This is a genomic window from Caballeronia udeis (genome assembly GCF_044909315.1).
In the GTDB taxonomy this organism is placed as follows: domain Bacteria; phylum Pseudomonadota; class Gammaproteobacteria; order Burkholderiales; family Burkholderiaceae; genus Caballeronia; species Caballeronia udeis_A.
The window spans coordinates 118,560-143,526 of the sequence record NZ_JBIYEB010000018.1 but is presented as its reverse complement, the minus strand read 5'-3'; the positions used below and the strand labels follow the sequence as shown (position 1 = coordinate 143,526).

The 24,967-nt window shown below is 54.1% G+C and carries 22 protein-coding genes; 16 read left to right on the top strand and 6 right to left on the bottom strand.

Features of this window, described 5'->3' with window-relative positions; genetic code table 11:
- Positions 1–460 precede the first annotated feature (460 nt).
- The 10 genes from ABH944_RS26630 (at position 461) to ABH944_RS26585 (ending at position 15,174) form a co-directional block, all read left to right on the top strand.
- Positions 461–700, top strand: a complete 240-nt coding sequence (locus ABH944_RS26630) for a hypothetical protein (RefSeq protein ID WP_404610224.1) — start codon at positions 461–463, stop codon at positions 698–700.
- 35 nt (positions 701–735) lie between these two features.
- On the top strand, positions 736–1,008 hold the full coding sequence (locus ABH944_RS26625) for a hypothetical protein (protein ID WP_404610225.1): 273 nt from the start codon (positions 736–738) through the stop codon (positions 1,006–1,008).
- A gap of 17 nt (positions 1,009–1,025) precedes the next feature.
- On the top strand, positions 1,026–2,189 hold the full coding sequence (locus ABH944_RS26620) for a tyrosine-type recombinase/integrase (protein WP_404610226.1): 1,164 nt from the start codon (positions 1,026–1,028) through the stop codon (positions 2,187–2,189).
- Between the two features lie 483 nt (positions 2,190–2,672).
- Positions 2,673–2,942 (top strand): type II toxin-antitoxin system ParD family antitoxin, encoded by a 270-nt coding sequence (locus ABH944_RS26615; RefSeq protein ID WP_404610227.1) that lies wholly within the window; start codon positions 2,673–2,675, stop codon positions 2,940–2,942.
- Entirely contained in the window at positions 2,929–3,237 is a 309-nt protein-coding gene (locus ABH944_RS26610; RefSeq protein WP_404610228.1) for a type II toxin-antitoxin system RelE/ParE family toxin, read from the top strand. Before ABH944_RS26615 ends, ABH944_RS26610 begins: the two co-directional genes overlap by 14 nt.
- Before the next feature lie 234 nt (positions 3,238–3,471).
- Entirely contained in the window at positions 3,472–6,309 is a 2,838-nt protein-coding gene (locus ABH944_RS26605; protein WP_404610229.1) for an SNF2-related protein, read from the top strand.
- A complete protein-coding gene (locus ABH944_RS26600; protein ID WP_404610230.1) occupies positions 6,306–8,132 on the top strand; it encodes a site-specific DNA-methyltransferase in 1,827 nt (608 codons plus the stop codon). The genes ABH944_RS26605 and ABH944_RS26600 overlap by 4 nt, the downstream gene beginning before the upstream one ends.
- Before the next feature lie 8 nt (positions 8,133–8,140).
- Entirely contained in the window at positions 8,141–10,864 is a 2,724-nt protein-coding gene (locus ABH944_RS26595; RefSeq protein WP_404610231.1) for a DEAD/DEAH box helicase family protein, read from the top strand.
- 81 nt (positions 10,865–10,945) lie between these two features.
- The gene (locus ABH944_RS26590) at positions 10,946–13,231 is read left to right on the top strand and encodes an ATP-dependent nuclease (RefSeq protein ID WP_404610232.1); all 2,286 of its coding nucleotides are present in this window, start codon (positions 10,946–10,948) and stop codon (positions 13,229–13,231) included.
- Complete coding sequence (locus ABH944_RS26585) at positions 13,228–15,174, top strand: UvrD-helicase domain-containing protein (RefSeq protein ID WP_404610233.1); 1,947 nt, start codon at positions 13,228–13,230, stop codon at positions 15,172–15,174. Before ABH944_RS26590 ends, ABH944_RS26585 begins: the two co-directional genes overlap by 4 nt.
- A gap of 157 nt (positions 15,175–15,331) precedes the next feature.
- Here the strand turns inward: ABH944_RS26585 and ABH944_RS26580 are convergent, their stop codons facing one another.
- The gene (locus ABH944_RS26580; protein ID WP_404610234.1) at positions 15,332–15,532 is read right to left on the bottom strand and encodes a hypothetical protein; all 201 of its coding nucleotides are present in this window, start codon (positions 15,530–15,532) and stop codon (positions 15,332–15,334) included.
- A 636-nt stretch (positions 15,533–16,168) separates the two neighbouring features.
- On the opposite strand from ABH944_RS26580, the gene ABH944_RS26575 reads away from it, so the two are divergent.
- On the top strand, positions 16,169–17,059 hold the full coding sequence (locus ABH944_RS26575) for an ArdC family protein (RefSeq protein ID WP_404610235.1): 891 nt from the start codon (positions 16,169–16,171) through the stop codon (positions 17,057–17,059).
- A gap of 18 nt (positions 17,060–17,077) precedes the next feature.
- Here ABH944_RS26575 and ABH944_RS26570 read toward each other — a convergent pair whose 3' ends face one another.
- Positions 17,078–17,680 (bottom strand): YdcF family protein, encoded by a 603-nt coding sequence (locus ABH944_RS26570; protein WP_404610236.1) that lies wholly within the window; start codon positions 17,678–17,680, stop codon positions 17,078–17,080.
- A 27-nt stretch (positions 17,681–17,707) separates the two neighbouring features.
- Between ABH944_RS26570 and ABH944_RS26565 the strand changes: the two genes are divergently transcribed.
- A complete protein-coding gene (locus ABH944_RS26565; RefSeq protein WP_404610237.1) occupies positions 17,708–18,517 on the top strand; it encodes a phytanoyl-CoA dioxygenase family protein in 810 nt (269 codons plus the stop codon).
- A 66-nt stretch (positions 18,518–18,583) separates the two neighbouring features.
- On the opposite strand, the gene ABH944_RS26560 is transcribed toward ABH944_RS26565, so the two are convergent.
- A complete protein-coding gene (locus tag ABH944_RS26560) occupies positions 18,584–19,102 on the bottom strand; it encodes a hypothetical protein (protein WP_404610238.1) in 519 nt (172 codons plus the stop codon).
- Between the two features lie 84 nt (positions 19,103–19,186).
- Between ABH944_RS26560 and ABH944_RS26555 the strand changes: the two genes are divergently transcribed.
- Both ABH944_RS26555 and ABH944_RS26550 read left to right on the top strand, forming a co-directional pair.
- Positions 19,187–19,582, top strand: coding sequence for a hypothetical protein (locus ABH944_RS26555; RefSeq protein ID WP_404610239.1), 396 nt, complete (start codon positions 19,187–19,189; stop codon positions 19,580–19,582).
- Between the two features lie 43 nt (positions 19,583–19,625).
- Positions 19,626–20,021, top strand: a complete 396-nt coding sequence (locus tag ABH944_RS26550; protein ID WP_404610240.1) for a hypothetical protein — start codon at positions 19,626–19,628, stop codon at positions 20,019–20,021.
- Positions 20,022–20,573: 552 nt separating this feature from the next.
- On the opposite strand, the gene ABH944_RS26545 is transcribed toward ABH944_RS26550, so the two are convergent.
- On the bottom strand, positions 20,574–21,098 hold the full coding sequence (locus ABH944_RS26545) for a J domain-containing protein (RefSeq protein ID WP_404610241.1): 525 nt from the start codon (positions 21,096–21,098) through the stop codon (positions 20,574–20,576).
- A 94-nt stretch (positions 21,099–21,192) separates the two neighbouring features.
- Positions 21,193–21,882: a hypothetical protein gene (locus tag ABH944_RS26540; protein WP_404610242.1), complete on the bottom strand. Its 690-nt coding sequence runs from the start codon at positions 21,880–21,882 to the stop codon at positions 21,193–21,195.
- Positions 21,883–21,977: 95 nt separating this feature from the next.
- On the opposite strand from ABH944_RS26540, the gene ABH944_RS26535 reads away from it, so the two are divergent.
- Both ABH944_RS26535 and ABH944_RS26530 read left to right on the top strand, forming a co-directional pair.
- Entirely contained in the window at positions 21,978–22,763 is a 786-nt protein-coding gene (locus tag ABH944_RS26535) for a hypothetical protein (protein WP_404610243.1), read from the top strand.
- A gap of 57 nt (positions 22,764–22,820) precedes the next feature.
- Entirely contained in the window at positions 22,821–23,183 is a 363-nt protein-coding gene (locus tag ABH944_RS26530; protein ID WP_404610244.1) for an ankyrin repeat domain-containing protein, read from the top strand.
- 2 nt (positions 23,184–23,185) lie between these two features.
- Here ABH944_RS26530 and ABH944_RS26525 read toward each other — a convergent pair whose 3' ends face one another.
- Positions 23,186–24,736, bottom strand: a complete 1,551-nt coding sequence (locus ABH944_RS26525; protein WP_404610245.1) for a type IV secretory system conjugative DNA transfer family protein — start codon at positions 24,734–24,736, stop codon at positions 23,186–23,188.
- Between the last annotated feature and the right edge of the window lie 231 nt (positions 24,737–24,967).

Sequence of the window (24,967 nt, the reverse complement as noted above, 5' to 3'; positions counted from 1 at the left end):
AAGCCAGGCGTCCAGGTCAACCCGATCGTAAAGACAACGGCGGCCAAGCTTGAGAACTGGGATGTCCAGCGAACACAGAAGCGTAACGCCGATTCCGAGATAAGCCGCCGCCTGTTCTTTCGACAGGCAGCGTTTCGGCGGCAGGGGCAGGTCGTGATCTTCCATGATGTTGCGAGCGATAGCGTTGCCACGGAACAATTCGTTCTGTTTTCGGCACTTGCGCGCCGCCATCACGCCGACCGTGGTGATTTTGACTGTACAGGGGCTATCCAACGCGATGCCTCGCGCAGTCCTCGCGGACTAAAGCGGATCAAGGGGGGCTTAGGCAGACGACAGGTTGACAGGAAAGAAAAAATATCAACTTTAACTTGATAAAATTAATTATTTATAAACCAGCCTATACCATCATTAGATTAATGAAATACCACTTTAGGTTAGAGGCTGAAAGCAGAGGCCAAAGATGCAGATCATTTTTAAAGGTGAAATTACAATCGCAGAATTAAGGCAGCTTTTGTTCCAAACTTTGAACGAAATAGAATCCGACCTTGCTGTACGTTATTCTCTCGGCGCAACGCTTTATGTTAATCCGACTAACGGTTTCGGCGACGCCATCGTTCCCCATAACAAGTATGGATTGTCGGTTAACAAGCTATACAGCAGTGGTCCCTACCGGAGCGCCGCAGATGAATTCAAATTATGAGAAAGCGTTCACGTTCTGCGTAACGAGGTATTTTTATGCACAAGCCATTTTATTTGAATATCGAAGAAGCCAGACTAGCCCTCGCGGAAATCGGAATAGAGCTTACTCCTCGTCAAATTAAACGCGCCGCCGATCCAGATGCTCACGGCAAGAGAAAGCTTCCGTTCTTCGTCGATCCCATTGATAAGCGCCTTAAGATTGAGCGTAATACCCTTCTGGAAATCTACACCCGGTGCCAAGTTCACGCTGAAAACAACGCACACATAAATCCCAAAAACCTGCGGGAATCGTTTGACCTGAGCAAGTAAAAGCGTTATCCAGAATCATGTCCGACATCAGAAAACGGGTTGGAAAGAAAGGCTCGACGTATCAGGTCCGTTATGCCGATCCGACCTCAAAAACGGGATATTCATACAAGACATTCTCGACCGCCAAGGAAGCAAGAGCCTTCCGGGAAGACGGGAGCAAGCGCGGAGTTGGGAAAAGCGATTGGACCATCACGGACGCCATTGATGCGTGGCTGAAGATTTGCCAGAACGAAGGCCGCGACGGCAGGCCGCCAGTGTCCGACGCGACCTACCGGTATTACAGCTACATCGCTGACATCATGAAATTGTATGCGTGGCAGAAGGGGCTTCGCGAGTTGACCAAACCGGATGTTGTCGCTTTCCGGTCATGGCTCATCACCGAACGGGGCCGCTATCTCGCGGCCAAGACCCTAACCTACTTTCACGCAGTGCTCGCCGAAATGGCTTCACGAGGCCTCGTCGCTAGCAATGTGGCATCAGGCGTCAGCGTGCGGCAGGAAACGCGCTATTCGGAACCAGTTGAAATTCCAACCCACAACGAAATTAAGGCGCTCTTGACCGCAGCGGACGAGCTTGCCAATTCGAAGAACTTGCAAATTGCGAACGCATGGGCGCGCTATCGCCCCATGCTCTACCTCGCCGTAGACTCTGGGATGCGGCCTCAGGAATATATTGCTATCGCGGGACGCAACCTCCTCAAGTCCGGAATCCAGGTCGAGCGCGCGATCGACCGTAGCGGCGAACTATCCGTGACCAAGACGCCGGCAGCGCGTCGATTTATAGAACTGAGCCCCGAAACTCTCGATATGGTCGTGCATTACCGCGACCACCTTGCCCCTACGAATGAGCATGATCTGGTCTTCCCGACCAGTAGCGGTCACTGGCAGTCGCTGGATAACTGGCGCAAGCGCTGTTTTGTCGCCGCCTGTGAGAAGGCCGGGCTTATGGACGCCGAGAACATCGACGGCGAATCGGTGATGAAGCCACGCTACACGCCATATGCGCTTCGCCACTATTTCGCGTCCGTACTGATCGCCGAGGGGACGGACATCGCCAAAATCAAAACCTTGATGGGCCATACGGATATCAGCACCACATTTGATGTCTACGCTCACCTCATCCGGCAAGCTGAAGATGGCAAAAGCCAGCGTACCGGGATGATCTCCAGACTCAAAAACTGACGTTGCTGTGGCAAATATGTGGCGATTCTGTATTAAGCCATTGGAGTTGGCTTAATTTTTTCAGCTTCCCAAGCTGTAGGTCGCCGGTTCGAGACCGGTCGCCCGCTCCATTTAGAATCAATAGCTTAATTTTGTATTACGGCAATTATTGCCTTTTTTGACCAAAAACGTCGCCAAAAAGCCAGCCGCTGTAACCCGCAGAAATCCGCCATTGTCCGGCGCAGTCTTTTTCGGCTTGTGGCGAGCCTGTGGCAAACGGCGGAGTCCAATAATGAGGCTTCAGCCCTTAAGATTGGCCGCTTTTCCCGATCCCGTTCGTCTCGGGTCCGTGCTCGTTCTCGCTGAAAGTGTGTCGAAGCCAAGGTGTTTGTTTCGCCACGTCTCTCTACGGGGCTGGGGCGGTCTGGTCTGTAAAATTATTGTCAGTCATTGACAATCTTTGCTACGCTATAAGTAGGCAAATGCAGGTTGATGGAGCGAGCAATGAACGTAAATCTGACCCCGAAGCTTGAGGAAATGGTGAAGGACAAGGTGGCGACCGGCCTTTACAACAACGCCAGTGAAGTCGTTCGTGAGGCATTGCGCTTGATGGAGGCGCGTGATCGTCACGAGGTTTTGCGAGAAGAGGCCCAAAAAGGGGTAGTCCAGCTCCGCGAAGGCAGGAGTTCACCCCTCGATATGAAAGCGGCAAAGAAGGTCGCCGAACAGAACGCCAAACGCGGACGTAAGGTGAATCCACTTGTCACGCCGTAGTTTCGATATTGTCCTGTCTGAGCTTGCACAACATGACCTGACGGATATCCTTCAATATACGTTAGAGACTTGGGGTGCGGACCAAATGGACGCGTACGCAGCCAAGCTAGAAAGCGGCATTCAGCTGCTCCAGAAAAACCCCGCTCTGGGCAAGACCAGGGAAGACCTATTCGAAGGCTGCCGGACCCATCGGGTTGAGCATCATCTTGTCCTATATGAGATTGGAGATAGCGAAATTCGAGTGGCCCGGATACTTCATGAGCGTATGGACGCTCACTCCCAATTTGCCGATTGAGAACCTTCCTAGATGACTAGATCGGAAAAGCGATGATAAAAAGTACAATTCCGGTGCGCGCCTCCCTACCCTAATGCGCCAGCAACCGTGAATGCTGCAATTCATTGCCCCTTTGGAGCTCGCCATCTGCCTCATTCCACTGGAATGGCCACGCGCAAAACAGTTGCGAACCGCGCAACAGCGTGGGAAGAATGGTTAATAATCAGCGGTGCATCAGGAAGGCCAAGCCGAAGAATGACGACGACATTTACGTTCACGCCGCACCAGAGTAGTTTTTTCGCGCATCGCATAACGTTAGAAGGTGTTGGCGACGAGGCGTTGGCGCAATCGCTCTCCACTGCGCGAGTCGATATGAACCCGCACCAGGTGGACGCGGCGCTCTTCGCATTGTCCTCGCCGCTGTCGAAAGGCGTTGTGCTCGCCGACGAGGTCGGGCTCGGCAAGACGATCGAGGCAAGTCTCGTCATTGCGCAGCGTTGGGCGGAACGGCGGCGCAGGATCTTGCTGATCGTACCTGCATCGCTGCGGAAGCAATGGAGCCAGGAATTACTTGAAAAATTCTCGCTGCCATCGACAATTATCGAGAGCAAAAGCTATAACGCAGCGAAGAAGAATGGGAACAACCGCCCTTTCGATATAGCCGACACCGTTCTGATCACGTCCTATGAGTTTGCCGCCACAAAATCCGAAGACATCGCGTACGTGAAATGGGACCTTGTCATTTACGACGAAGCGCATAGGCTCCGAAACGTCTACAAGCAAGGCACCGGGCTCCGTGCAAAGCGGCTGCGTGAAGCGACTGCTGATCATTTCAAGATATTGCTGACGGCGACACCTCTGCAAAACTCACTGATGGAACTGTATGGCTTGGTGTCCGTGATCGACGAGCATTTCTTCGGCGACGAAAACAGCTTCCGCGCTTCTTATGTTAGTGGCAGTGCCTCAAGCAACGGTTTCCTTTTTCTGCGCAAACGCCTTGAATCGATCTGTAAGCGAACGTTGCGCCGCCAGGTGCAGCAAGCAGGCCTGATCAAATACACAGCGCGTTGCCCGCTGACATTGTCGTTCGAACCGTCCGACAATGAGGCCCGGCTTTACGAATCCGTGTCGTCGTACCTGCAACGACCCGGCACCATCGCGTTCGGCGACAGACCTAATGCGCTGGTCACACTGGTCGTGCGGAAGATCCTTGGTTCATCGACTTTTGCACTGTCGGAAACATTGGCCAAGATCATCGAGCGCTTGCGCGAAAAAGAGCGGCCATCGATCGAAAACCTCATTGACTACGACGCAATCGATGATTCTGCCGAAGAGTTCGACGAGGACGACGCCGAAGCCGACGAAATTGATCCGGCCAAACTCGCCGCCGAGATTTCAGAACTCGAAGAGTACCGCGCCCTTGCCTTGGCGATCGGGGAGAACGCCAAGGGGAGCAAACTTGTAAATTCGCTCGCGGGTGCTCTGGACGAAATCGCCTCCAAGGGTGGCTTGCGGAAGGCCGTGATCTTTACAGAGTCGGTCCGGACTCAGCGCTATCTAGCCGATCTGCTGTCCGTCAGCGGATACGGAAATGAGATCGTGCTGCTCAATGGCCAGAACAACGATCCGGCCAGCGCCGCGATGTATCGCGAGTGGCTCGCCCGTCATAAAGATTCCGACGTGGTTTCCGGTTCCAAGACCGCAGACATGAAAGCGGCGGTCGTCGAAGCTTTTCGCGACCAAAAATCCATTCTCATCGCGACGGAGTCCGGCGCTGAAGGTATCAACCTTCAATTCTGTTCATTGGTCGTCAATTTTGACTTGCCGTGGAATCCTCAGCGGGTCGAACAGCGCATCGGGCGCTGTCATCGATACGGGCAGAAGATTGACGTAACCGTGGTTAATTTCCTGAACCTTAAAAACCAAGCCGAACGACGCGTCTTCGAGTTGCTTGACCAGAAATTCAGGCTGTTCGACGGCGTATTCGGCGCTAGCGACGAAGTCTTGGGTGCCATCGAGAGAGGTGTCGATATCGAACGACGCATTCTCGAAATCGTACAAAGCGCCCGCAACGAAGATGCTATTAACGCCGCATTTGACCAGCTCCAAACCGATCTTCAGGAGCAAATCAGCGAGCAGGTGCTCGATGCGCGCAAACGCTTACTGGAGAACGTGGACGAGAAGGTAACGAGGCAACTCAAAAGCAGAGACGGTGAAATCCGGAAGCACCTTTCCGAGTTCGATCGCGACCTCCTGCGAATCGCTCGGGCGGAACTCCCAGAGGCGCAATTTCATACCGATGACGAGCGCCGATTCGATTTCAGCGGTCACACATACACCACCGAATGGCCGATGGCGGATGAACGCGGATGGCAGTTCTTTCGGCTGACTGAAGGCACCTTGGCACAGGAAGTGATCGCCAGTGCGAAAAACCGCCAATTTCCAGACACGAGTCATCTTCAATTTGATCTGTCCGCCTATCCAGGGAGACTGGCTGATGTCGAATTGCTACGTGGGTCAAAAGGCTGGCTTCGGGCGGCAAAACTGCAGGTCAATACTGCAGCCGTGACCCGAGAATATCTTGTCCTGTCTATCATCGCCGACCAAGGGGACGCTCCGCATGCCGAGACGATCGAACGGCTTTTTTCAGTTCCCGCACGCGATATCGGTCAAGTATCAGAGGAGCCTCCCCTTGCCACGCTTGATGCGGTTGAAGTGTCAAGACGCGTGAGTCTCCTTGCTCTTGCGGAGGAGCAGAACAACGCTTGGCTAGAAGAAGAAGGCGAGAAGCTTGATGCCTACGCGGACGACCTTGAACGAGCATTCGAAGCCGACGTAAAGGCAATGGATACCGAGATCAAAGCAGCAAAGAAAGCACTACGAGGATCAAATCTAGCAATGAATGAAAAATTGGCCGAAAAACGGCGTATCAGCGCGCTGGAAGGAAAGCGGGACAAAATGAAGGCTGCCTTCTTTGATCGAAAAGCAGAGATACGTGCAGAAGTGGAATCCATGTTGGATCAAATACAGGATAGCTTGAAAATCGCACCTGTAATGACGCCACTGTTCACGGTGCGATGGGAGGTTGTATGAGCAGGAAACAGCGCCTCGAACTGACGTGGATCGGTAAGGATAATCGCCCGCAACTGGAACCTCGCATCCTAGTCGAGGACCCATCCTTGAACTATCACGCGCAGCAACGCGTGACAGATGATGATATTTTTGACAACCGCCTGATCTTCGGCGACAACTTGCTTGCCTTAAAATCCCTTGAGCAGGAGTTTGCCGAAGAAATAAAATGCATCTATATCGACCCGCCGTATAACACCGGCCAAGCGATGGAGCATTACGACGATGGTCTCGAACATTCGATATGGCTCTCTCTAATGAGGGAGCGACTCGAAATTTTGAGGAAACTACTCAAGAAAGATGGTGTCTTCCTGTGCCAGCTCAACGACGATGAGATGGCATATGCAAAGATATTATTGGACGAGGTATTCGGGCGCAGCAATTTTCTGAATCATGTGAGCGTACGCATGAAGCAGACTGCGGGTGCGTCTGGCGGAGGAGAGGACAAAAGGCTTAAGAAAAACACCGAACATCTGCTCATCTACGCCAAAGATAAAGATGGTGACGGCGGCTTCCAAAAATTCAACGATGTCTATGACGAGGAGGATTTGTTCGAGGTCATAGATGGAATGAAACAGGAGGGCAAAAGCTGGAAATATACTCGGGTTTTGATAAGCTTCGGCGAACGTCAATTTCTTCAAACGATTACTGATGGCAGCGGTGAGGCGATAGATATATACGCACATCGCAACGTCGTAATGAAACCGATAACCGCGCTTGCCGCCGAAGAAGGGATCACCGAAGAGCAATGTTATAAGAAATACTTTGACAAAGTATTTAGAGATACTAATGCACAGAGTTCGATTCGAACTCGCGTCATGGAGGCAACCGCTGGCAAGGGGGACTTCTTTAGCATTGAGTATATCCCTAGATCCGGTCGTAGAAAGGGGCAAAAGGTCACCTTATACTACAAGGGAAATAATTGCGATCTGATAGCGTGGCTAAGTGATGTCGCTGTAAAGCGCGGTGACAGGCTACTTAAGCTAGAGAAGACTGGAACCTATTGGGAGGGATTTCCCCTAAACAATCTCACCAAGGAAGGCGGTGTCCAATTTCCAAAGGGAAAAAAACCGGAAGCTTTACTTCAAAAAATCTTGGAGCTTTGCACTGATCCCGGCGACTGGGTGTTGGACTCGTTCGCAGGTTCCGGCACAACCGGCGCTGTGGCGCAGAAAATGACGCGTCGGTGGATCATGATAGAGCTCGGTGAGCACTGCCATACGCATATCATTCCCCGGATGAAGCGAGTTATCGATGGGGAGGATACCGCTGGGATTACTCGGGCGACCCAATGGCGGGGAGGCGGAGGGTTTAAATATTATCGCCTTGCACCGTCGCTACTCGAAAAGGACAAGTGGGGAAATTGGGTCATTCAATCAGAATACAATCCGGCCATGTTGGCGGAAGCAGTGTGCAAGCTCATGGGATTCACCTATGCGCCAAGCGAACAACTGTACTGGATGCACGGCTATTCGTCGGAGCGGGATTTCATCTACGTGACTACGCAGAGCCTATCGCAAGATCAGTTGCGGGCGCTTTCTGAAGAAGTCGGTGAGGAGCGAAGTCTGCTTGTTTGCTGCAAAGCGTTCAACGCCAAAGCTGACTCGTTTGCTAATTTGACCATAAAGAAGATTCCGCTGGCCGTCCTCAGGAAGTGCGAGTGGGGCACGGATGACTACAGTCTGACAGTCCGCAGCCTCCCGGCGGCTACAACGGATCTGAGCAGCACTCCTTCGTCAAAATCGGCGTCAAGGACACAGGCGGACTTGTTTGCAGAAAAGGAATAACGTTGATAATGAATCGCGAACTGCACAGTATCACCCAGCGACTATCTCTCCGCTCACCTCAAGTTGATTCTCTGGAAATCCTGGCCGAGGTACTAGAATGCGTCCCGTTGAAGAAGGACATTGCCGACGGTCGGGCACTTGCCGTCATCCGCGAGAAGTGGCCGACGTTTGAGGACTTCGAAAGAGATTTTCCATCACTATGCTTCGCTCTTGCTACAGGCGTGGGCAAGACGCGGCTCATGGGCGCGTTCATCGCTTATCTGTACCTTACTGGGAAAAGCAGGCATTTTTTCGTCCTCGCGCCGAACACCACTATCTATCAGAAGCTGATTAACGATTTCACCCCGGGCCACCCCAAATACGTGTTCAAGGGGATCGCTGAATTTACGACCAATCCGCCCCTCATCATCACGGGCGACAACTATGACAGTGGCCGAGGGGTGCGCCTCGCGGATGGTCGCGCTTCCGATCTGTTCGGTAGCGACGTGCATATCAACATCTTTAACATCGACAAGATCAACAAGGAAGAGGGGCCGCGCGGCAGCCCCAAGATGAAGAAACTGCAAGAGACGATTGGCGAGAGCTACTACGACTACCTCGCCGGGCTCGACGATCTCGTTTTAGTCATGGACGAGGCACATCGCTATCGCGCGAGCGCAGGCGCGAAAGCGATCGACGGACTGAAACCGATCCTTGGGCTTGAGTTGACCGCAACGCCGAAGACCGTCGGCGCGCGTTCGGCATCGTTCCGGAACGTTATCTATAGTTACAGCCTTGGGCAGGCGATGGCGGACGGGTTCGTGAAAGAGCCTGCCGTCGCGACCCGCAAGGATTTCGATCCGAAATCTGTTTCCGAAGAGCGCCTTGAACGGATCAAACTTGAGGACGCCGTTCACAATCATGATCACGTCGCCGTCGAGCTTGACCGTTATCACCGCGTAACGGGACGGCCTAAAGTTCATCCATTTATTCTCGTCGTCGCGCAGGATACGGATCACGCACGACGCCTGCGTACCTATATTGAGTCGGATGATTTCTTTCGCGGTCGATTCAAAGACAAGGTCGCTGAGGTGCATTCGGCCCTGAAAGGCGAAGAAAGCGAAGATGCAACGCAGCGGCTGGTGGCACTGGAGCACGACGATCGCACCGACATCGTCATTCACGTCAACAAGCTTAAGGAAGGTTGGGACGTTACCAACCTGTACACGATTGTGCCGCTCAGAGCATCAGCATCGGACATTCTCACGGAACAGACTCTTGGACGCGGTTTGCGCCTGCCCTACGGCGAACGCGTGACTCACCGTGACGAAGAAGATTTTGCGGCTGTAGATCGGCTGACGGTTATTGCGCACGACCGCTTCGACGAGATTATTCAGAAAGCGAGAGAGCCTGGCTCGATCGTCATGAAGCACATTGAAATTGGCGATGGATGCGACGTGTCATCCGGTGGAGCGACACTTGTGACCGCACCGTCCATCGCCGAGATCATGATCACCGGCGGTAGCCCCTCACTGCCTGGTCTTGAAACAGCGGATGCGCCGATTCTTACGCTCGAAACGCCCGAGGAAACGCGGACTGCCGAAGTAACCCTCGAAGTGATTCGGCGCTTTGAACGGAAACTTGGCAACGCCGGAGAACTGCGATCGCCTGATGTACAGCGTCAGATCGCTGAGGCGGTGCAGGAAATCGTACGGCCCGCACAGAGCACACTGGAGGGAATTGTCCCCGCGACTCGCGTCGAAGAGATCGTTGAGGCGGTCACTCAGACCGTGGCCGCGCGAACGCTTTCCATCCCACAGATTTTGGTGCTTCCGAAGCGGCGAACCACGTTCCAGTTCGCAGATTTTGACCTAAAAGACCTTTCGACGATCAATGTCCGGCCAATCGATGACGGGTTGATCATCCAAAGCTTGCGGACCGAGGTCAGGACCTATCTGGCAAAGACCGTAGACGATCCGCGTGAGGAGCGTCTTGAAGATTATCTGGTCCGTTTCCTGATCGAGCGCAATGAGATCGATTACGACGCCCATGCCGATCTTCTCTACAAACTCGCGGGTCAAATCGTCGCGCGCATCGGGTCGTATCTGGAAACCAGGGCTGACGCCGAGAATGTTCTGCTGCGAAATGGTCGGCAGCTCGCTGATTTCATCTTCGCCCAGATGATGCAGAATTACGTCGAAACGCCGCTCGAAGAAGACGACTACGAAGTTCGTGTAACGCGCGGATTCACCCTCCTCCAGCCGCAACCATTCAACATTGTTCCAGGCCAGCGGGTCCGGGATTTTCGTCAACAGGTATCGCCAGTGTCGGACACGAAGCGTCAAGTCTTCGGCGGCTTCAAGAAATGCTGTTACTCCCTACAGAAGTTTGATTCCGACCCTGAGCGCCGCTTCGCCGTTCTCATCGACGCTGATCCGATTGTCGAGAAATGGCTAAAGCCGGGACGCGCGCAGTTCCAGATCGAATATCGCGCGGGTGACAACTATGAACCCGACTTTGTCGTTGAGACGCACGACGCCGTGATGATTTGCGAGGTCAAAAGCAGGACAGAGCTCGCTGACCCTATTGTTCAAGCGAAAGCGAAGGCGGCGACGAAATGGTGTAAAGCGGCAACGCAACACGCAACAGAGTCTGGCGGCAAGCCTTGGTCATACGCGCTAATCGGTGATGATCAGATTATCGGGAGCGCCACGCTCAGCGGCTTGATGGCGCGCTTTACGCAGACTGGATAAGGACATGGTCCAGTCACGCAGTAGATCGGGCGATTCCTTCGTTCGCAATAGAGATTAACTTTAACCGGATCGGGGCAAGACGTGCATCTCCACTCATATAGCATACGAAACTACCGGCGCTTGCGAGATGTTCACATTGAGCTTGCCTCTGATATTTCGATTTTCGTAGGAGCGAACAACAGCGGAAAAACGTCTGCTACGCAGGCTCTTTCCGCGTTCGTATCCGGATCGAAGGATAAATTCTCCCTTTACGATTTTAGCTCCGTCTGCTGGAGCGCATTCGATGCGGCAGGCGAGCTTCCCGAGGATGCTGCGGAGACTGCGGAGCTGCCCTCGATCGCGCTCGATCTTTGGTTCGACGTGATGGCAAATGATCTTTATCTAGTGATACCGCTTTTGCCAAGCTCCGCATGGGAAGGAACACAAGTCGGCATACGGATAGAGTTTGCAGCGCAGAACGCTGCAGAGCTTCTCGCAAAATATCGCTCAGTTCGCGATGATGCGCAAGCGAAGGCGGCAGCGCTGGAGGCACGGGAAAATGAGAAATACGTCCCGTGGCCTAGGAGCCTGACCGATTACCTCACAAATGAACTCTTAAACGAATTTGAGTTCAAGTATTACGTCCTCGACCGTGCCCAATTCGATGACCGGCACAGGTCTGTGGAAGGATACGAACCTCTACTGCTGGGCAAAGACCCCGGCGGCGCAGCGATCCTGAGATCCCTTATCAAGGTCGATAATCTGAGCGCCCAACGTCATTTGGCAGATCCGGCGTCGGGGACGGCGACAGGCGCGGGTCGATCCGAGGATCTCTCAAAGCGCCTGAGCAGATTCTACAAACGGAATCTAGATCAACGACAGGAAGATCATCGGGCACTACGAGCGTTGTTTGATTCGGAGGCCGGTCTCAACGAACACTTGGCTGACGTGTTTAAAAACACGCTCACCCGCCTCTCAGGTCTCGGTTATCCGGGTCTTCATAACCCAAGACTTGAGATCAAGTCCGCGCTCAATCCGGCTTCGATTATGAACAGCCAGGACACTCGCGTGCACTATGTGCTTGGTGATGGCGACGATGCTCTACGACTGCCCGACACATACAACGGCTTGGGTTTCAAGAACCTTATCTATATGGTGGTCGAAATACTCGACCTTCACGCCAGGTGGGTCGCAGACGAGGAGCAACGTGCTCCGCTGCATCTGATATTTATCGAAGAGCCCGAGGCGCATCTCCACGCCCAGCTTCAGCAGGTTTTCATTCGGAACATCCTCGACCTTGTGAAGGCCAGCGACGAAGACGGCGGCGCTTTCCAGAGTCAGATGGTCGTGACAACACACTCTCCCCATATCCTCTATGAACGCGGCTTCAAGCCTATCCGGTATTTCCGCCGAAAGAATGCTACCGGCGAACAGACAACGGAAGTCTTGAATCTTTCTGCGTTTTACAACCAGACGCCGATCGAGCGCGAGTTCCTGCAACGGTATCTGAAGCTAACGCACTGTGACCTATTCTTTTCGGACGCGGTCATTCTTGTCGAGGGTAATGTCGAACGGCTTCTGCTTCCTATGATGATTGAAAAGGAAGCGGCTTCGCTACGGTCGGCATGCCTGTCGATCTTGGAGGTAGGCGGAGCATTTGGTCACCGCTTTAAATCTCTCATTGAATTCCTCGGCATCGTTGCGCTTGTGATTACAGATCTGGACAGCGTGAAACTCGTTGCTGCTGTTGAGCAAGATGAGGACGACGATACAGAATTTGAAGTTCCGAGCGCGGAAGCAGATCAACCTCCGGTCAAGAAGTCCGGTAAGGCGTGTTTGCCCTCCGAAGCCGATGCACTCACTTCAAACCAAACTCTGATTCAGTGGCTTCCCAAAAAGCAGACCGTCGCCGAGTTACTTGCTGCTACAGACGAAGACAAGCTTCATCAGGGAGAAGGTGGGAATGGTGTGCGCGTCCGTGTGGCGTATCAGATTCCCACGAATGTGACTTGGAATGGCACGACGGCAAACCTGTGCGGCAGAACACTCGAAGAGGCCTTTGGGCTGGAGAACGCCGAATGGTGTCAGGCAACGACCCAGCGACACCTTGGCCTTAAGCTTCGTGGAAACGCAGCTACCCCCGGGGATCTCGCGGCTGGCCTTCACAAACGGGTCAATGGTAAGTCGTTCGATAAAACCAAGTTCGCCTTGGGTGTTCTAACGGAGCCGCCAGCAAGCTGGAACGTGCCTCTTTACATCAAATCCGGTTTGCATTGGCTCTCCAGTGAGGTCAGCATCGAGTTGCCGGTGACGCTTCCAGAGGTATCCGAGCCCGCAGCAGCGGCTGCGGCTACTGATGTACCGGTAGTCCCGGAGGCGGCCGAATGACAAGCCGTGCTCAGCAAAAGGACACGCAGGCCGACCGCGAACTTTACGACTGTCTGAACTCGTCGCCCCCGCGTAGCTTTATGATGATCGCAGGAGCTGGCTCGGGCAAAACCACTTCCCTGATTAAAGGGCTTTCCGAAATACTCAGCAAGCATGGCGATAAGCTAAAGCTTCGTCGCCAGAAGGTCGCATGCATCACTTACACGGAAGTCGCAGCGGGAGAAATTTGGGCGGATGTCGGAAACAATCCTCTTGTCCACGTTTCGACAATTCACAGCTTCCTCTGGTCGCTGGTTCGATCGTTTCAAGCTGATATCCAAGGATGGGTCGCAAGCCGAATTGACAACAAGCTGGTCGATCTTCGGACGACAGCCGCAAATTTCGGACCTCGCGTACAGCAGCGAACACGCGATAAAAACCGAAGTGACATTGCCCGCTATGAAGAGCTGCGGGGACGTATAAGCCGCGTCCGCTCTTTCACGTACGGAACGGGTAGCGACTATGCAAAGGGTATTCTCGGTCACGACGACATCATCAAGATGGTGCCGGAACTAATCACAGAGCGGCCCCTGATGCGAAGTCTCCTCGCTCAGCAGTATCCGTTTCTCTTTGTTGACGAGAGTCAGGATACGATGGAGAACATCGTAACGGCCCTTAAGGCAGTTGATGAGCAGTTTGGAGATCGGTTTTGTCTTGGTTTCTTTGGCGACCCGATGCAGCGCATTTACCTGGCTGGTATCGGCTCGATTTCGCCGAGACCAGGCTGGGCCAGCATCACGAAGCCGGAAAACTTCCGCTGCCCTGCGACTGTGCTTAGCGTCGCTAACGCGATCCGGCGAGATGGAGACGGCCTGGTTCAAACGCGTGGCCGGATGGCAGGGCCGGACGAAGCGCCGGTCAGCGTACCGGGTAGCGCGCATCTCTTCGTGCTACCCATCGATGAAAGACGGGATGAGCGAATCGCTCAGGTACGCGCCTGGGCAGCAGCCCGTAATGGCGATCCCGAGTGGACTCCGAACAAGAATAACGACGCCGTAAAGCTCCTTGTCATCGTCCACCGCATGGCAGCCAAACGCCTAGGCTTTGGTGATTTGTATGCGGCTCTCAATGACAGAGCTCCAGATACGTTCAAGAACGGATTCCTCGACGGAACCGCATGGCCGGTGCGGCCCTTCCATAATTTTGTTTTGCCACTTGCGAATGCGGGTAAGAACGGCAGCGAATTCGAGGTGATGCAGATTATCCGGAGCCAGTCTCCGCTCCTTCGCCGCGAGACCCTCAAGGGTGCCAACGTCGCGGAACGGCTTGGCGATGTCCGCCGAATCAGCCTGCGCATCCAAGAAATGATGGAGCCCGCCTCGAACGCAACCAATGAGGACGTTCTTCGCTATGTTCACGAGTCGCGCGCAATTGATCTCGATCCTAGGATTCTCTCTTACTTGAATCTCCCGAATGCCGCTGATCCGCAGGAGGTTGACGGCGTCGAAGCAGCCGAAAACGAGGACGATGGTGAAGAGCTGACCAAGGAGGTTTCGGCTATGGCGGCATTCCTCGCATGTCCCGCATCGCAATTCTGGGGCTATTACACATACGTGAACGATGAGTCTCCGTTCTCGACTCAGCAAGGTATCAAGGGCGCGGAATTCGATCGTGTTCTTGTCGTGCTAGACGACGATGAGGGCACCCATGTTCAGTTTTCTTACGACAAGTATTTGGGGATTAAGCCGCTGTCTGACCGGGAGGAGGCAAACCGACTCGAAGGAAAAGAGACAACTATCGAGAGGACTAGACGCCTCTTTTATGTGTGTTGCACGCGTGCCCTGAAAGATCTCGTCGTCGTCCTGTTTTCGAACGACGTTGCAACGGCCCAGCGCCGTATTACGGAGCTGGGTCTCTTTCCGGCGGATGCAATCCATCTGGAACAAGAGCTTCCGGCGATTTAGCGCATGCGAACTAAATTACACTCGACGTGCGTTGACCACCGTCAAGTGACGGGCCCAAAGTGATGTGGTAACGAATCCGCGATCGCATCCGTCTGTATAAGGATGAGAATGGCGACGACAAAGAGGCGTATGCATAACGCCTGCCCGCTGCCGGGACTTACTTCGGTCCCGGCGTTGGTTGGATCGTGGCCCTGCGCATCAATTCGTGTTTGATGTCGGAAAGGTCTGCGTTAGCGTCCGCGTCATCCGCCGTAGCGTGATCTTTCGGCGCAATCGCGTCGGAAACGCGGCGAAATGCGGCGCGCAGCTCATGTTCACTCAGGAATTTAAGATCGGTTGGGTTGAAATAGCGGGTCATGGCGTTACTCCTTCGTCGTCCGGCCACGACCAATTCGCGGCCTTCATGCCCGCAGACGAAGGCAGCGCGTCTTGCCTGGCTGCACCCGGCGTAACGTCAGTGGAGAAGCTGCTCGCAGCTTGCGGCCACGAAGGCGAACCGATGCCACCGTGCAAATGAAAAGGCCCGCTTTGGTTTTGTCTGGAACGACGAAGACGCTATGACCGAGCATCAACCTTCATCTGGCCGCGCCGAACTTCAGGAACACACGCGCCGCACGGCAACGATTTCACGCGCGCATCAAGAACAAGACACACAACATGGCGAAGCCGCCTTTCGGCGGTCCGGGCTCTATGCGCTTCGCGCACCGGGCCTGTGGTCCCGGCCATCCGGTCACGATCCCTTTCGCGAATTCAAAACCGTAGTCAGAGAGCAGGTTCTAAGGGGCCAGCCCCTCGCGCCATGCAAGGGATTGCTCACGCTCTTTCCAGCCGGTCTCCCCATCCTTCCGCGCACAACACCCTGCTTGTGCAGGACGGGTGATCCCCCTCCGGCTGGAAAGCCCTTGCACTTTGCTACCCCCGGCGTCGCCCGCGGGCAGGCGTGCATGCGCAACCAACAGCGCAAGCACACCAAGCCCAAAAGGAGAACCGGGTCATGAACACAGCCACATCTCACCAAGACATCTACAGCCGCGTCACCGACAGAATCATTGCCGACTTGCAGAAAGGCGTTCGCCCGTGGCTCAAACCATGGAGCGTCAGTAATGCGGAATCTCGCATCACCCTGCCGGTGCGTCACAACGGCGTACCCTATCGCGGTATCAATATCTTGTTGCTGTGGGGCGAATCCATTGCCAACGGTTATCGGCCCAATCGCTGGATGACTTACAAGCAGGCCGCCGAACTCGGAGCCCATGTGCGGAAAGGCGAGCACGGCTCGCTTGTCGTCTATGCCGACACGTTTCACAAGGTCGAGGAGAACGATAGCGGCGAGGAGATCGAACGCGACATGCCTTTTATGAAGGGATACACCGTGTTCAACGTTGAACAGATCGACGGCTTGCCCGAGGGCTATCAGGTCACTCCCGCGCCGACAGCGGAGCCATTGCAACTGATCCAACACGCCGAATCCTTCTTCGCCGCTACCGGTGCGACTTTTCGTCATGGCGGGAACCGGGCCTTCTATGCACCAGCGCAGGACTTCATCCAACTGCCGCCCGCCGATGCATTTCGCGATGCAGAGAGCTATGCCGCCACTAAGGCGCACGAATTGACGCACTGGACCTCTCACCCGTCACGTCTCAATCGTATTTTGGGCAAGCGGTTCGGCGATGAGGCCTATGCCGCCGAGGAGCTGATTGCGGAACTCGGCGCGGCGTTCCTGTCCGCTGACCTCGGCATCGCGTCCGAGGTGCGGGAAGATCATGCAGCCTATCTGGCTAGCTGGTTAAAGGTACTGATAGCCGACAAAAGAGCAATATTCGCTGCGGCAGCGCATGCGCAGCGTGCAGCCGACTATCTTCATTCCCGGCAAGATCAACATTGAGGAGGCTAAGGCGAACCGTTAGCGTACGTCAGCTAATGGAGGATATCCTGGCAACCAAGACAGCTCACGAAGAAATCCACTCTTGAGGTATTCAGGAATCTTTTCGAATTCTAAAAACACACGTCGCCTGAACTCCTCGCAGGTATGCCAGTCTTCCAGCCGTACACCGAAATAGTTTACGCCGTGAACCGACTTTTTCGGGCCGGGCCAGTGGCGCTCCAAAGTCATTAGATATCGACGAGCAGAACAAACTTTTCCGATCGCTAAGATGCTTTGAATGGTCTGTGCGCCAAACCGCTCTTCGATTAAGGTTTTTGAAAATACAACGTTTTCTCCTGTGTTCGTCGACTGATCTTCTAAGATGATTACATTCTCCGGTATCCCCGCTGCCATGAGCTTGTCTGACAAAATTTTTGCCTCCGAACAAGCGTGCCCCCCGGTGGGACCACCCGAGACAATCAGCCGACGGAAAAACTGGCGATTCCACAAGGCTAGTGTGTCGCTACAAAAGTCATCTATGCCATGCCTAGTTCCGAACAGCAGTGCTATGTCCGACGGCGCGGGAACTGTCGAAGGCATGACGTACTCTTGAATGAGTCGCAACTTTTGTTTCTCTAACATTGATCTAAGTGCCTACAGGAGAAGATAATGGAGACAATATCTGATGATAGCCTCAAACAAGCAAAATCTGATCTAAAAAAACAAGGTTTTGCGATTATTAAAAACGTCTTCTCGCAGGATGAAGTGAACTTGATGCGCGGCGCTGCGATGACGGCCCTGATGGAATGTTCGCCGGACCGAGAGTATCAAAAGGGAGGAAAGATTCAGACCGCCAAAAGAAACGGCGTTACGTTTCCGGCTTTAATGTTTTGGCCCTGCCTTGTAAACAATCATCTAAATGAAGTTCGAACCGATAATCGCATTTCGCAAATAGTCACAACACTTGTGGGAAAGAAAGCGAAACAACTCAACAACCAAATATATTTCCGTCTTCCTGGCGACTCAGACTCGTTCGCATGGCATCAAGACATAATGTTCAGAGAATCTATCGAGTATGATGGAATAGAAAAGTCTTATATACAAACAGTAATTTCAATTGACGAAATAACCGAAGATAACGCCCCTCTTGAATTCATAGTCGGCTCCCACAAATTTGGGAAACTCAATCTAATCAAAAAGGATATGAGTGACTTCAGAACATTTGTGCGGAGTTCTTTACCCGACGGACTGAAGGGTCTTGAAATTCGCCGCATCACGACGTCGCCAGGCGATATGGTTCTTTGGTCGCTTCTTGCGGTTCACGGGTCACCGGAGAACACATCAACCCGGAGCCGCATGACATACATGAATGGTTTTTGCTCGCCCCGCCATTCTAAAGAGTGGCCTGAGTATCTAGATGGAAAAAAATTAATCCGGCATGCAGACAATCGTTTGATACCATATGGATGGGTCAAATGAAGCCACATGTACCTCGTCGAAGGCTGATCGTCCTCCGCGTCGATCAACGCAGCAATCGCTCGATTGCTAACGATCGCGCCCGCGATTGCCGCTATCGCGATTGCCCCCTCGGTACAGACTCGGCCCCCGGTCGCTCTTTCTCGCTTCCCTCGATGCCTCGATTGCATTCTCGTCCTGTGCCGCGTTAGGATCTCTATCCCGTGCCAGTGCGAGCACTTCGTCGATATCGGCATCGCGCTGAATGTCGATTGCCACGAGCGCCTCCGCGTTTCTCGTTTCGACGGCGCATTCCGCTTCGCGATCAATATCCTGAGTGTCACGTCGGCGGGGCGATGATATACGCCATTTCTCTTTTTCATAAGTTTTGCTCGGGCGATCGCGCCTAATCTTCTTGCGCTCTTTCTCGACATCCTGTTCGCGCTGCCGTTCCTGCAGATTCTTGAGATGCGACCTTTTCTCTTTGTATTCGCGTTCGATGTCCTTTGCCCGGTCCCTGAGGTCTTCAGGAAGGCGCGCGATGTCATGCGCCCGCCGATCCGCTTCCGGGTTGAACGTGGGAGAAACTGATGGTCTTTCATCATTCATATGACGCCGTCCGATATTTTGTGGACAACCGAAGCTTGAAAATGACAAGCTGAATAAGCAGGCCGAAGAACAAACGAGGACACAATGACCCAATTGCCCCGGGCGCTCACCGAACTGATCCCAGACCCTCAAGGCAAGCGCGCCGAAGAGGCAATCCTGTCCGTTGTCGTTGGCCTCGAACGGGAAGGGGTGCCGCCAAAAACCATTGCGAAAGCCATGGCGCGAGTGCTCCTTTCATTCTGCGTTCGCCAAGGTTCGATTAAGGGAAGCTTCGGCTGGGTGTCCGAATGCCTCGACGCGTTGGGGCGTGCGCTCGAATGGCAGGCCGAAAAAAACAGGCGCGCATGGGTTCGTCGCTTCCTTCAGAAAACCGGTCGTCTCTATCGAGACGCATGGACGGAAATCGAAATTGCATCGCCACCTCCCGACAAAATCGCCGAGGATCAACTGAGAACAACCAATCCTCATGGCTCCGCCTAACGAGCATGCGGCATCACCAGGCCAAAGAACAAATGAAGATGCGATGACTCCATTGCCCCCACCGCTGATCGAACTAATCGCAGACCCCCAAGGCAAGCGTGCGGAAGATGCAATTCTGTCGCTCGTCGTTGACCTCGAACGGGAAGGGGTATCGCCGATGGCAATTGCGAAAGCCATGGGCCGAGTGCTCTTCTCATTCTGCGTTCGCCAAGGGTCGATTCGGGGAAACTTCGACTGGGCGTGGGACTGTATCAACGGCTTAGGACACGCGCTCGAACGGCAAGCCGAGCAAAGCAAACGTCTATGGGTGCGGCGCTTCCTTCGCAAGACAGGCCGCATGTACCGAGACGTGCATATCGATATCGATGTCACGCCTCCTTCGCCTGATAAAATCGCCAGAGATCGACTGCGATCAATCAATCCTCAGGGGTCCGCTTAGAGGGCAGGAGCCGCTTCGCGGGGTTAATCCGCACCTGTTTCAGTTTCGAACGCAGAGATTTAAATTCACCGGCCTTGTACGCCAAGCTGATCACAATCCCTGTCCGTTCAACGACCGCCGTTTGACCACACACGGCACATCGCAGATGCTGCTCGCTATCGGACCAGCATCCCAGGACTCCGCAATTGCTGCACCGGGCTATTCCCTTGCCGCCACAATGGGGGCAACCGCAATAACTGCTGCTCAATTCAAGCACACGCTTTTGTATCGGTGCGCCGCCCGTTTTGCCTGCGGCGCTGTCAGTCCAGCACCTCGCTGCAATTTCTGCCGCAACGACCTCCACGCTCGATCCCCCCACTCTCAATCTCAAGCTCGAACGTTCACCGATCTTTTTTGAGCAGTAAAGGGTAACGTCCGGTAGGTCGTTCTCAAATTTCGGACGACCCGGCGCTCCCGGTTTCGAAACCGGGACCGCTCGCACCCCCCGCCGAAACGCTTCGAACTCCAGTCTCAGGGCTTCGAGTGAAGCCTTCGCGTCACCAACTGTCTTTTTCATGACCATCCCCTTTCGCGTTTGATCCTAAGGACAGCTTCGTTTACCAGTTGCGCAAAGACGCTGCTTTTGAAACCCTTGTCGGGATGCACGACGGCGAGTAATTGCCGATATCGCTGTTTTAAGTCTTCGAATGAAAATTCTTCACCTTCTGCGAAGCCAAGAATTTCAAGTGCGCGCTCATACTCGCGCTGCTCGCTGGTCGCGCCATCGGACTCCTCCTGCTGTTCCCCGTTTTCGCCCTCCATGTAGCGGCGAAACGCGGCGAAGGTTTCGAAGCTGTTCTTGCCATGGCGGATGTAGAGGCGCACAAGCTTCAAATATTCCTTGAAGGATCTAAGTCTCCGCCCGACCCAGCATGCCGGTGGCCATATCGTCCACACAGCCCCCGTTGTCGCGACCTCCCACAGCAGCGACATCGTTCCGATCACCGCGCCCCTTGCAAGCATGCAGACGAAGACCGTGCAATGAACCATGAACCGGGTTCCGCTATCGATTGCCTGCAGCGCGAGCGACGCCAACATGCGCGCCGCCCAAATCGCGAATCGATACACGATCGAAAGGGCAATGGATGCCGCCGCGAGACCACCAACGCCCAACGCGGCGAGATAGAGGTTGTTATGCATTTCCAAGCCCTCCCGGTGTATCGTTCCATTCATCCTCAGGGCGTTGTTTGATCCCGCCGCCCATGCTCATTGCTTCATCAAGGCAGCGGTCGCAATACTGCAACCGCGCGATGATCGCCGTCGCCTCTTTTTGGCCGTAGACGGTCAGAAGGTCTTGCCGGTGCCCTGCATGAACGAGAATGATGTGGAATGACTCGCCGTAATAGGCTGTCCTGCGAACGATTCGCCCTCGCGCCGACGCTCGTTTAATTTCGTATTCGTGCTGCTGCTGTTCGTGCTTCGCGTTGTCATGGACTTGTAAGGCGAACCGGTGTTCGAGATCGCGGGCATAGTGCTGCCACCCCTGCCAGTGGCGAACGCTGATCGCCTCTGGCGTCATCCGGATCGATGTCTCGCGGCGCAGCGCCAGCCGGACCGACCACGCGATTGCGCAGTACAAGGCGAATGAAGTGATGATCGATTGCAGAATGGCCGCCGTGCCGGTGTGCGAATTCATCGCTACCACAACGTTTTCCAACGCCAGAATTGCCCCCGTTAGGGCGCAGATAGTGTCGGCCAGCTTTGCCCCGCCCGGCGTCAGCTCGCGCGGCGTTATACTAAACGTTGGTGTGCCGTCTCGATTCTTAGACTGAACCGTGCGAGGGTTGCCGGACAGCGGATGCTTGAATTTCAGGCGTGCCATAGGACCTCCAAATTGACGGTCTTATCGTATGCGCGCGCGGCTGCCCCAAACCTCGCGGTTTCCTCGCGCTGAGGTGCGAGAGAAGGAGGAAGAGGATGACCTTCATTGACTGGGAGATTGAAAACTTAAGGATTGGCCTGAACCTTTATCGCCTGTCTAAAGCCGAGGGCGGTAAACATCCGTCGTGGGAGACGGTCGTCATCAATATGATGACCTCAGGGGTGACGGACGACGAGTTTTCGATAGACGGTGACGAGCCTGAACTTAAACCGGAAGCGTTAAGGCGTTTCGCTACCGGTTTCAGCGTACTGGCTCCCGATAAGTTACGAGACATAAAGGCGTTTTTGATTAAAGAAAAAATCATCTCGGACGCCCCCACGTCAGACCCGGAACAACTACGAGATATTTTCGCCGCTAAAACACACCTCGCTAATGAAACGCAGGAGGCACAAGAATTTCTCAGGTCCTTTGCGGCGAAGTACAAGAATCGGGAAAACAAGAGCGGAGATAATCAGATCCCGAATGTGATACTTAATTTCACGTTAGACGAGTCAGGAATGTTCTTTCGAGTTGAGGAGCATTGCGAGCATTTTTCCGAAGGCACTGCGACATTTATACGAGGTGAAATCGTTAAAACTCGCCGCAGAGGCTATGCGTTTGCGACTACGGGGTTAAATATGCTTCACATCCTTTTGCAGGGTCCACAAAAGGAAGATCGTGTTGTGTACGCGCAGACGCATGTTGAAGAAGTAACCGATAGCGTTACTCAAATTGACTTCCTCAGAATGGGGAAGCCTATTAGAAAATCTCAATTTTCTTCACTGTCCCACCAAAAAACGCCTAGTCCAACGGATAATATTTTTCATTTTTTACTATCATGATCGAAAAAATATCGGAAATCGGCGGTTTGCCGCTTATTTTTTGAAAGGGAGATCGTTATGCAGCCTGATCCAGCTATGTTGAAGCAGTTGACACGCTATCACGCACTCATTGCGGCTAGAGATGGCAGTCCAACATCTCTTCAGCACTATTTGGAGGTCGGGGCAGATGCGAACGCGCAAGACGATCAAGGCATGACGGCCCTGCATCACGCTGTCGCGATCGGCTCACGCGAATGCGTTCGCATTCTCGTTAATAGCGGAAAATGTAGTTATCTGATCCGGGACAAATTGGGACGTTATGCATCGGAAATAGCTCTTGAATGGGGATTGGATGCCGCCGTCGCCGCATTATTGGCAAAAAAGCAAGCACAGGAGGCAGCAAAAAAAGGCGTCCCAGCATGGGAAAAATCCTCGTTATAGCGTCAAGCTGGCTTCATATAAATCGCGAGCGGCCCCTTACGGGCATGGTAGACGACGCGCTGCAGCATCATCGGATGATGCCCGGCCCAAAGGATGAGTTGCCGTTGTAGTCGGTCACTCCTTGCGAACTGACGCGTGATCTCGTCCGGCGTAAGCAGATCATAGATTTCAACCGTCTCCGACCGTCCTGATAGCCCCTTATCCTGCTGATCTTGGGCCACTTCGCCGACTCGGGCAACCTCAACCTGCGTTTTGCCGAGCCGCTTGCTGATGTATTCAGTCGTCGTTAAATCGTTGTTGCCGAAGAATTGAACGATTCCTGCGTTGCCCGCAAAGGTTTCCCATCGATCGCCATAAAGGGATTTGCCTTGGCTCCAGTCCTGGAGGACGAACCACAGCTTGACGCCAAATGAGGCAATCAGCCCGGCGGCGGTCTCAAGCTGCTTCATGTAACCCAGCACCGGGAATTCGTCGAGGCATGCGAGCACCGGGACCGCTGGGACGGTGTGTTCGCGCTCCATTGCATCGAGCAATTGGTTAACGAAAATGCGCATCCAGCGCTTCGAGATCTCGACCCGCGTCGCTGGAAAGCAGAGATAGATGCTGACGCCGTTCGCGTTGCGCTTCAGGTCGGCCAGATCAAAATCGCTGCTCTTAAGGACGTTCCGGAAGGCCGGGTAATCGAGGAATTTCGTATGTCGGTTGACCGTCGAATGCACGCCGGTCACCTCGTTCTCGCTCTTTCCGTAGAAATCGAGTGCCGCCGCCATTAGCGAGCTGCCGATGTCCTGTGTTGCCTCGTCCTTCTCCAGCCGGGCAGCGTTGTACATCATCTCGTCAAACAGGACTGGCTTCTGCGATCGCTTTGCTTTCTTGCCGCTGTCCGCTTCATCGTCCGGTCGCAGCCACAGCGCCTTTTTGATCAGTTCGCGAACCATCACCAGATGCCGCTTCGACTTATGCTGCGGCGCGGTCGCCACATGGATGATGACGCCTTCAATGAAATTCTTGGCGCTTTCGTCCCAATGCGGTTCTTTCTGATCCGCCGCCTGGACAACCAGCGATTCGGCAATCAGGGCGGCGTCTTCGAGGAAGGTATAACTTCCCTCGGTCAGGACGTCCATCGGGTTATACGACGCCCGGTATTTGGCGATCCGTTCCGAGGCATGCCGGAAGGGATCGAGGACATAGATTTTCTGCCCCATGCCAGCCCGACGCTGCGCCGTGATTTCGGCGAGCTCGCCCTTGGGATCGGTCGCAAGCACGCTGCCTGGATAGAACAGCAGATTGCTGACGAGACCAACAGATTTCCCCGAGCGCGATCCGGCAACGGTCAGGATATGGCGATCGTCCTCAATTCCAATCAGCCGATCGCCGAGAGCGCCGATCAAGACCTTCTTGCCCGGATTGCGCGGATCGTACGCAAGGGCGGCGCTTGCGGCGATGTCGCTCAGCTTCATCCAGCGCGCCTGCGGGACCTTTTGTTGACGCAGGAAACGGGTGCTGTCCCCGCGCGGCACGTCCTGCATGAACTCGGCGAAAAATTCTGGCATTTCGGTCTCCGGCTGTTGGCAATGGAATCATTCTCCCGCCGCCAGCCCATCGAAGACCTCGCGCACTCCTCGCGACACGTCTATCAACACGCCCCGGCATGTCTCGAAAACCATGGCGCAGCCGTTGAGAAAGATGCTAAACAGAGCAGACCGCTTCGGGCCTTCGTGGTACAGCAGTAACAGCTTGTTAACCCCCGCCCGCTAAACTCAGAGTAGGTGTAAATGCGAACG